General features: G+C 70.5%; 7 protein-coding genes and 1 pseudogene. 2 read left to right on the top strand and 6 right to left on the bottom strand.

The genetic code is table 11. The annotated features are described in order from the left end of the window. Positions 1-154 precede the first annotated feature (154 nt). Together ACFV6D_RS38160 and ACFV6D_RS38155 are read right to left on the bottom strand one after the other, a co-directional pair. Entirely contained in the window at positions 155-649 is a 495-nt protein-coding gene (locus ACFV6D_RS38160) for a DUF4240 domain-containing protein (protein ID WP_063347022.1), read from the bottom strand. 92 nt (positions 650-741) lie between these two features. Next, positions 742-867, bottom strand: a pseudogene (locus tag ACFV6D_RS38155) (flavin reductase family protein); the annotation flags it as partial. Between the two features lie 283 nt (positions 868-1150). Between ACFV6D_RS38155 and ACFV6D_RS38150 the strand changes: the two are divergent. Continuing rightward, complete coding sequence (locus ACFV6D_RS38150; RefSeq protein ID WP_380563313.1) at positions 1151-4159, top strand: hypothetical protein; 3009 nt, start codon at positions 1151-1153, stop codon at positions 4157-4159. 138 nt (positions 4160-4297) lie between these two features. Here ACFV6D_RS38150 and ACFV6D_RS38145 read toward each other — a convergent pair whose 3' ends face one another. After that, on the bottom strand, positions 4298-4852 hold the full coding sequence (locus ACFV6D_RS38145) for a TetR/AcrR family transcriptional regulator (protein WP_380563311.1): 555 nt from the start codon (positions 4850-4852) through the stop codon (positions 4298-4300). Positions 4853-4996: 144 nt separating this feature from the next. Between ACFV6D_RS38145 and ACFV6D_RS38140 the strand changes: the two genes are divergently transcribed. Then, complete coding sequence (locus ACFV6D_RS38140) at positions 4997-5800, top strand: alpha/beta hydrolase (protein ID WP_380563309.1); 804 nt, start codon at positions 4997-4999, stop codon at positions 5798-5800. Between the two features lie 81 nt (positions 5801-5881). Here ACFV6D_RS38140 and ACFV6D_RS38135 read toward each other — a convergent pair whose 3' ends face one another. From ACFV6D_RS38135 to ACFV6D_RS38125, 3 genes are all read right to left on the bottom strand, one after another. Then, on the bottom strand, positions 5882-7237 hold the full coding sequence (locus ACFV6D_RS38135) for a hypothetical protein (protein WP_380563307.1): 1356 nt from the start codon (positions 7235-7237) through the stop codon (positions 5882-5884). 20 nt (positions 7238-7257) lie between these two features. Then, positions 7258-7887, bottom strand: coding sequence for a hypothetical protein (locus ACFV6D_RS38130; protein WP_380375673.1), 630 nt, complete (start codon positions 7885-7887; stop codon positions 7258-7260). Positions 7888-8251: 364 nt separating this feature from the next. Beyond that, positions 8252-8893, bottom strand: coding sequence for a hypothetical protein (locus tag ACFV6D_RS38125; protein WP_380563305.1), 642 nt, complete (start codon positions 8891-8893; stop codon positions 8252-8254). Positions 8894-9015: the final 122 nt, after the last annotated feature.

Here is a 9015-nt window from a genome sequence, read left to right as displayed (position 1 = left end):
AGCGGTTTTGTGTAACCGAGACACCAGCCGGCCGGCGCGACTTCCTGCGCCGTGCCCCCCAGGCTGGCGGGCTGGGGGGCCGAGGAATATGACGGTTGGTCTACATAATTCCCCGAGGTGGAAACGGCGGCGCGTGACGTCCGGTGGGCGGGGGCTAGTCGGCGAAGCGGGCTGACAGGTGGGGGAGGAGGGTGGGGAGGTCTTCGTCCTCCCAGGGCTCGCCAGTCGGGGGGCCGGAGGTGATGCCGTTGGAGGGGAGGTCGGCGCCGGTGAGTTGGCGGTAGGCATGGGTGGCCGCGTAGGCGAGGTCTTCGGCCTCCAGTTCCTCCTGGTCGGGGGTGAGGAGTTCGGCGAGGCTGTCCGGGTCGGCGAGGGCCTGTTCGAAGAGGGTTCGGCCGGCGCCTATCAGCCAGTCGCGGAAGTAGTCGAAGCCGTCGTCGCTGCAGCCGCCGTTGACGAGGTAGCCCGCGCCCCAGAGCAGCCAGGTGCAGGAGCGGGCCTTCTGCTGCGCGTAGTGCCGGTCGAAGTCCGCGATCTGATCGGGTGCCAGGCCGGCGAGGTGCTCGGTGAGCGCGTCGGCGTGTTCGCTCTCGTCGGCGGCGCCGGCGCGGGTGTCGTCGATGATCTGCCAGAAGGTGTCGAGATCCATGCCCGTCACCTTGGCAGGTGGGGCTGACACTCTCTCGCGCAAGCGGCAGAACGGTTTCAGTGGTTTCAACGGTTTCAGCAGCTTCAGCGGTTTCAGCGGGGCGTCTGGGTGCGGAAGCTGTGGCCGAGCTCGGGGCCGGGTCCGTAGTAGTGGCGGAAGTTGTAGATCAGCGGGCTCCAGCGGGCCGGGTCGACGTGCTGGGAGCCGGGGACGGCGATGCATCGACGGTAGGGCGGGGATCCTTCGGTGCGGGCCGAAGGATCCCCGTCGACCGGTCAGACCATCACGTGGCCGGGGGCCGACGGCCGCAGGGCACCACGCGAGGGGCCGCGATGGGGCCAGGTGGCCGACACCCAGCGGTCGCAAGGGGTTCGGGTCCGGATGGCGGCCCGAGCCAACCCATGTCACGTTACTCAAAGTGTTCACAAAAACACCTCGCGTTATCTCGATACTGCGGCGTGGCGCCTTGCGGTGACCACGCCCGACTGGAACGGAGACGGTATGGCAGGGATCAGACGCGGCCGGTCGCGCGGCAGGCTCGCCGCGGCGATCGGACTGGCGGTCATCGGCGTGACGGCGGGTTGGGGAGGAGGTTCGGCACAAGCCTTCCCGGCGCACGCCTTCCCGGCGCACGCCTTCCCGGCGCAGGAGACGGCATCCGTCAGACCTGCCGTCGCCTCACCTGCGGACGGCACGGACGGCGCGGACCGCGCGAACGGTGCGAACGGCGCAGACGGAAAGTCAGGCCCCCGGGCGCTGACCTGTCCGCCGGTCCCGGTGTGGGCGAACACCGGCGGTGGCGGTGACCAGCTGTACTCGTACAGCCCGACCGGTACGCAGCTGTCCGACGTGCCGCTGGTGCGGGATTACGGGGACATCGCGTGGAGTGCGGACGGCACAACGCTGTACGGGGTGTCCTGGCACGAAAGCCCGCCGACGCTGTACACGATCAACCCGGCCACCGGCGCGGAGACCAGCTCGGTGGTGATCACCGGTCCGGCCGCGGGTTTCGGGTCCGACTTCAACGCGCTGAGCTCCCGGCCCGACGGCACCCTGTTCATCGGATCGTTCTTCTCGAACCAGATCTGGACGCTCAACCCGACCACCGGGGTGAGCACGCTGTTCCCCGTCGCCTACCCCGCCACGCTCGTCTCCTCGGGCGACTTCATCACCCTGCCCGACGGTGACGTCCTCGGGGCGGCGTTCGATTCGTTCTTCCAGAACCCGACCTACTACTTCCGCATCCACCCGGACAACACGATCACCGAGATCGGCAACGTGCCGGGCTCCACGTACGGTCTGGCCCAGTCCGGCGGCAACGTCTACGTCTTCCGCGCGAACGGCACCATCGAGACCCTGAACTCGATCCCGGCCGGTCCCTCGACCGCGGTGATCCCCACCACCGTCGTCGTCAACACGGGTCACCCCTTCTACGGCGCCTCCTCCACCCAGGACAGCGGGAACTGCAACCTTCCGGCCGGCACCTCCTACACCGTCGCCAAGTCGGTCTCCCCGACCGGCCCGGTGAACGAGGGCGACACCCTGACCTACACCGAGACCGTCACCAACACCGGCACCAACCCGGCCACCTTCGCGGGTTTCAGTGACAACCTCTCGGCCGTGCTGACGGACGGCACGCTGGTGCCCGGCTCCGTCACCGCCAGCTCCGGAACGGCCGCCGTCACCGGGAACACCCTGACCTGGTCGGGCACACTGACCGCGCCGCCCGCCGCCGGGTCCACCGTGACCGTGAAGTACCAGGTGACGGTCAACAGCCCCGACACCGGCAACTACGCGCTGACCAACAACGTCGCGCCCACCATCGCGGGCGGCACCTGCGCGACCGCGACGGGCTGCACCACCACCGTGCTGGTCAACGTCCCCACCCCCACGATCGACAAGTCCGCGGCGGAGAGCTCGTTCGTCGCGGGGCAGACGATCCACTACACCTACGCCGTCACCAACAACGCCGGTGTGCCGCTGACGAACATCGCGGTCACCGACACCGGCCCCGGCACCCCGACGGTCACCTGCCCGCCCGGCCCGCTCGCGGCCGGCGCCACGGAGAACTGCACCGCCACCTACACCGCGACCGCCGCGGACGCGGCGGCGGGCACGATCACCGACACGGCGAACCTCACCGGCACCGTCGGCACCCAGACGGTGACCTCGACCAGCAACCAGGTCGTCGTGCCGCTGCGGGCGCTGACCATCACGAAGTCGGCCGTCCAGCCGAACTTCCAGGCCCCGGGCGAGACGCTCAACTACACGTACACCGTCACCAACACCGGCCAGGTCGCGCTGACCGGCGTGACGGTGACCGACCTGACGCCCGGCGTCACCGTCTCGGGCTGCGGAACCAACCAGCTCGCGCCCGGCCAGTCCACCACCTGCCAGGCCACCTACGTCACGACGGCGGCGGACGTAGCCGCCCAGAACGTACCCGACCAGGGCCAGGTCACCGGCACCGACACGGGCGGCCAGAGCGTCACCACGACCAGCAACAAGGTGAACACCCCGCTGGTCGCGATCACGGTGGTGAAGAAGGCCGCCGAGGCGCAGTACACCGCCGCCGGGCAGACCATCCACTACACGTACACGGTCACCAACACCGGCGCCCAGCCGCTGACCAACATCGGCGTGGTGGACAACGGCCCCGGCACCCCGACCGTCACCTGCCCCACCGGCCCGCTCGCGCCGGGCGTCTCCGAGAACTGCACCGCGACCTACGTCACCACCGAGGCCGACGTCGCCGCGGGCAAGGTCGTCGACACCGCCCAGGTGACCGGGAGCGCTCCCGGAGGCCGGACCGTCACCTCGACCAGCAACAAGGTGACCGTGCCCTACGCCGGGCTGAAGATCGTCAAGGCCGTCCAGGAGACCTCGTTCTCCGCCGCCGGCCAGGCCCTGCACTACACCTTCACCGTCACCAACACCGGTGACACGACGCTCGGTTCGATCGCCGTGACGGACTCCGGTCCGGGCACTCCGGCCGTCTCCTGCCCGGTGACCACCCTGGCCCCGGGCGCGTCCACGACCTGCACCGCGACCTACTCCACCGCCGACGCCGACGTGCAGGCCGGGAAGATCACCGACACCGCGACCGTCACCGGCACCACCCCCGACGGCACCCCGGTGACGGCGACCAGCAACACCGTGACCATCGTGGCCTGCACCCCCTGCGAGGACCAGGACCACGGCGGCTGCGACGGCAACAACTCCGGTGGCCACGGCGGCTGGGGCGACCACCACCCCGGCCCCGGCCAGTGGGACAACCACCCCGACGGCACCGCCCCCGGTGACACGTCGGCCGCCGAACACCCCGCCGGCACCCACCCCGCGCCCGTTCCCCCGCGCGACACCGCCGCGCAGGCACCCGCCCTGATGCTCGCGAACGCCGGATCCCCGGTGGCCCTGGCCGGCCTCGGCGGCGGCGCGCTGCTGGGCCTCGGCTGGCTCATCGCCGCCTTCGCCTCGGCCCGCCTGCGCCAGGACCGCTCCGGAGAGTGACCGCCCTCCACCACCCGGGCCGGCCCCGGCCCCGGCCCCGGCGACGCACACGGCACACACGCCGGGCGTAGCGGCCGGGAGGGCAGAGTGCGCCACCACTGATGGCGCACTCTGCCTGCTTTCTCGGCCGAACAGGGCCTAGCCGAGGACGGCGTCCACGGCGGCCGCCAGTGCCTCGCGCACCGCCGCGGGGGCGGTGAAGCGGCTCTGGTTCATCGCGCCGTGCCGCAGGATCAGCAGGGTGTCGGCCGCCCGGTCGGGGTCGGGGTGGCCGGCGGCGGCGAGCAGGCCGGTGAGCAGGGCGCGGAACCAGTCCATGTGCTCCTGGATCGCGCGGCTGACCGGGTGGTCGGGGTCCGGGTAGTCGGCGGCGGCGTTGATGAACGGGCAGCCGCGGAAGCCGGGGGCGCAGAACTCGTCGGCGATGCCCGTGAACAGGGCCGTCACGGCCTCGCGCGGAGGAAGGTCCGCCACTGCGGCGGCAGCCGCGCGGAAGAGGCGGTCGTGCTCGTGGACGTAGGCGAGCACGACGTCGTCCTTGGACGGGAAGTGCCGGTAGAAGGTCGCGTTGGCGACCGCCGACTCGCGGATCAGCTGGTCGATGCCCACCCCGCGCACGCCCTGGGCGTAGAAGAGCCGCATCGCCGCGGCCAGGATGCGAGCGCGCGGTGGCGCGGAATCTCTCGTCGTCATGGCTTGACGCTAACAGAAGGATCGTTCTACCTTGGAGAAGTAGAGAGAACGCTCCTTCTACTTCTCGGACCGGACGACCGCGCCCCGACCGGCCGCCGATCCCGATCCGATCCCCAACCCTCACGCACCAGGAGAGACCCCGCCATGCCCAGCAACCGCACCCCGGTCATGTTCATCCACGGCCTCTGGCTGCACTCCACGAGCTGGCAGGGCTGGGCCGACCGGTTCCGCGACGCCGGCTACGAACCGATCCTCCCCGAATGGCCCGGCGTCCCCGCCACCGTCGCCCAGGCCCGCAGGAACCCCGACCCCCAGGGCGGAATCGGCCTCGCCGAGATCTCCGCCCACCACGCCCGGATCATCCGCGACCTCGACACCCCGCCCGTCCTCGTCGGCCACTCCGTCGGCGGCTTCATCGCCCAGCACCTCCTCGGCCAGAACCTCGCCCGGGCAGCCGTCGCGATCTGCCCCGGCCAGATCAAGGGCGTCAAGGCCGTCGGACCCGCCCAGGCCAAGTCGGCCTTCGCGTTCCTGCGCAACCCCGGCAACACCAAGCGCGCCGTCTCACTCAACCCCGAGCAGTTCCGCTACGCGTTCGCCAACGCCGTCCCCCAGCAGGAATCCGACGCACTCTTCGACGAGTGGACCATCCCCAGCCCCGCCCGCCCGCTCTTCCAGCTCGCCCTCAGCAACTTCGCCCCCCACTCCCCCGCCAAGGTCGACACCCGCAACCAGGACCGCGGACCGCTCCTCCTCCTGTCCGGCAAGCTCGACCACACCGTGCCCGACGTGCTGATCCGCTCCACCCACAAGCAGTACCGCAAGTCCTCGGCCGTCACCGACTACCACCGCTTCGACGACCGCGGCCACTCCCTCACCGTCGACCACGGCTGGACCGAACTCGCCGACCACTCCCTCACCTGGCTCGACCGGCACCACATCGGCTGAGCAGACGGCACCGCCCGGCCCCGGCTCCCCGGCCCGCCGCCCGAAAGGTGCGGGCGGCGGGCTCGAACGGCGGCCCGGGGGTCAGCGGCGGCCGATGATCTTGGAGAACGTCGCGAGCGAGACGGTACCGGTCTTCTTGGCGGCATCGCCGACGATGCCCCAACTGCCGATGCTCTGACCATAGTTGGCGGTCAGCGCGGCGCCGCTCGCACCCTCCTTCGCCTGGGACATGTCCGTGCCGGTGGACATCTCGACGACCAGCGGGACCTGGGTGGAGAGGTTGACCGAGCCCTGGAGGACCTTGCCGGCGAGCTTGCCCGCCTTCTCGGAGGCGCCGACGACCTTGGCGCCCTTGGTGCCGATGTAGTTGAACACCTTGGTCGCGTCGGAGGCTCCGGAGCCGCCGGTCTCGGCGAGGAAGGTGAGCCCGGCCCGGCGGACGCCGACGCTGGCCTTGTAGGAGGCCTTGGCGCCGGTGCCGATCGTCTTGACGATGGCCTTGCCCGCCTTGAGGCTCTTGGCGACCGCGCCGACACCGGGCAGGGCGGCGAGCGCGTCCGCGCCCAGGCCGACGATCGTGGCCGCGTCCCAGTCGCCCTTGATCGCGGCGTCCACGGTGTGGGCGCCGAGCGCGGCGATGGCGGTGACGGCGGCGACCGGGCCCGCGATCGGCGTGAGGACCGGGATGAGGGCCAGGACGCCGGCGACGGCGGACACGATGCCCAGGATGTCCCCGAAGACGGACCAGAAGCTGCTGCCCTGCTCCTCGGCCGCCTTGCGGGCGGCCTCGGCCTTCAGGTACTCGAACTCCTGGCCCCGGGTCTGGATGACCCGGGTGAACTCGCGGTCGGTGAGCAGGCATTGCAGCTGGAGCTCGGCCTGGAGGGCCAGGGCCATGTCGACCAGGTCGTACAGGCGCCCGTCCTTGATCCACTCCCGGGGGTAGCCGTTGTCGGTGAGCCGGTAGTAGACACCCTCGCCCGAATACCCGCCCATGGCCAGGGACGGTATCGAGCCGAGGCGACGAGCGACGGAGGAGTGCCGGAAGGCGATCACGCCCGCCGTACGAGGAAAGTCGGGGTCCGCCCCGAAGGGAGACTTGGCAGCCTCCCTGGGCAGGAACTGCTTGAAGTCCGCCAGTTCCTGTGCGACCTTCTGGTCGGAGTACGCGTAGCCTCCAAGCTCCCAGTCCAAGCGGTGGAGTGCGTCGATGACCTGGTCGCGCTGGAAGACGTACAGGCGCAGGAGCTGGTCGATCCGGTAGTGGTCTTCGGGGCGCAGCGCCTCCGGGTCCCACCCCCAGATCTTCATCGCGTCCTTGCTGTTGGTGGTGTACATGTTCAGTTCGCTCTGAACGTTGAAGACGATCTTGTCCTGGTTGCCCGGCTGGTAGCCCAGGGCCTCCAGGTCGACATTGAGCCGGTACTCGATCTCCATGGGTCTGTCCCCTTTCCCGGTCAGGCCGCGGTGGCGGTGTCGAAGGTGATCGTGCGGCAGACCTCGGCGAGGATCTCCACGCAGGAGTCCCACTCGGGGAGGTTCTCCGTGGCGATCGCGAAGTCGGCCATCGCCAGCCGCCCCGGGATCGGCACGAACACGTGCAACTGACGGACCACGGTCGGGCCGCCGCCGTCGCCGAGCAGGTTCACCGGGCGCTCGACCTTGCGTTCCTCGGTGAGCAGCACCGCGGGGCCGGCTTCGAGCCGGACGACGCCGACCTCGGCGTCCGGGTAGATGGCGCCCATGGTGCGCGCCAGGCGGTGGACGGTCTGCTCGTTGGACAACTCGCTGGGGCGGGCGGTGACGGTCAGGATCGCCGAGGCCAGCTTCTCCTCGGGCTTCTCCTTCGTCGGCCCGTACAGCAGCGTGCCCGCGTAGACGGCGCCGGCGGCGGACAGCAGCTCGTACATCGTCTGCTGGGTCAGGACGGCTGCCCCTATCTCCTCGTCCGACGGCTTCGGGTCGACCATGTTCAGCCGCTCGATCAGCCGGTTGGTGTTCACCTCCGCCGACACGGAGAAGTCGAGGTCGGTGAACGCCTCCGGGACTTGGAAGCTGATCGGCAGGTCGATCGTGGCGTCGGGCACAGGGGCGCTCCTCACAGGCGGGACACGGATGCGGCCCGCCGCACGACGCGGCAGGACCGCCCGCCATGATCGACGGCCCGGCGGGACCACCGACCCCACCGCCACCCACGGCGCGCGGCCGCTGGCGCGAACCGATCCGCCTTACGTCCCACCTGGACCGAATTGCCCACCCGAACACACGTCTCACCCGTAACCGGAACGGCCTGATCCACCGTCACCCACATGGCCCAAGCGGCCCATTGCACGGCACGGCGCCGCCGGGAACGTCCGCGAAGCGGAACGCCGCGCCGACCGGGGAGGTCGTGCGCGGCGTTCGCCGGGAGAGTCGAGAGAGTCGAGAGAGTCGAGAGAGTGCGGCGGTGGGTCACACCGCGCCGAGGCGGCTCGGGGCTCCCGGGGCGGGCTTCAGGTAGCGGACGGCGGCTGCTGTCGTCAGGGCGATCAGGGTGACGGTGAGGAGGTACTGGCAGAGCAGGCCGAGATCGCCGAGCTGGTTGTCGTACCAGGTGAAGAACGCGTTGCCGGTGAGGCCGAGACTGAGGACCGGCGGGAGGACGGCCAGTGCGGTCGCGGCCGGTAGCAGCCGGCCCCAGCGGAGGGATGCGAGCGAGAGCAGGGCCAGCGGGATGCAGGCCCCCATCGACGTCAGCACGGGCTGGGGAAGTACGGGGAGGGCGCTCTCGTGAAGAAGTGCGCTGAGACGGCCCAGGTTGGACAGCAGGAGGCTCGCGACCATCACCAGGGCGGGCGGGACGGCGGCGCGCGGTCGGCGGGCGATCGTGCTCTCCAGCAGGTCGCCGGGGGCGGCGAAGAGCAGCAGGGACCACAACACGTTCGCGCCGGACGACATGATCAGGAGGGTGTAGTCCGGCGGAAAGCCCGGCACCACGGTCCACATCGCATGCTGCTGGACGAAGCACTGGGCGATGGCGGCCACTCCGGCCAGGGCGGCCAGGGTCCGGACGGTGGTCCACCGGCGGAACAGCAGGGCTACCACGACCAGCAACCAGAGCACCTGATTGACATCCTCCCTGCCCTAAAGGACGGGGATTCCTAGCTCACTTCGCCTGGCCGTCAGCGACGGGCAGGGCTTACAAGATCAGCACTAGCCGGGTCGAGACCAGCCCG

This window comes from Kitasatospora sp. NPDC059812 (assembly GCF_042732075.1).
Taxonomy (GTDB): domain Bacteria; phylum Actinomycetota; class Actinomycetes; order Streptomycetales; family Streptomycetaceae; genus Kitasatospora.
The sequence above is the reverse complement of the archived record's forward strand: the minus strand, read 5'-3'. Positions and strand labels throughout refer to the sequence as shown.

What these genes read in the sequence shown, in the direction of transcription:
- ACFV6D_RS38160 (WP_063347022.1), bottom strand. Translation starts at nt 649, where the DNA reads ATGGATCTCGACACCTTCTGGCAGATCATCGACGACACCCGCGCCGGC.
- ACFV6D_RS38150 (WP_380563313.1), top strand. Translation starts at nt 1,151, where the DNA reads ATGGCAGGGATCAGACGCGGCCGGTCGCGCGGCAGGCTCGCCGCGGCG.
- ACFV6D_RS38145 (WP_380563311.1), bottom strand. Translation starts at nt 4,852, where the DNA reads ATGACGACGAGAGATTCCGCGCCACCGCGCGCTCGCATCCTGGCCGCG.
- ACFV6D_RS38140 (WP_380563309.1), top strand. Translation starts at nt 4,997, where the DNA reads ATGCCCAGCAACCGCACCCCGGTCATGTTCATCCACGGCCTCTGGCTG.
- ACFV6D_RS38135 (WP_380563307.1), bottom strand. Translation starts at nt 7,237, where the DNA reads ATGGAGATCGAGTACCGGCTCAATGTCGACCTGGAGGCCCTGGGCTAC.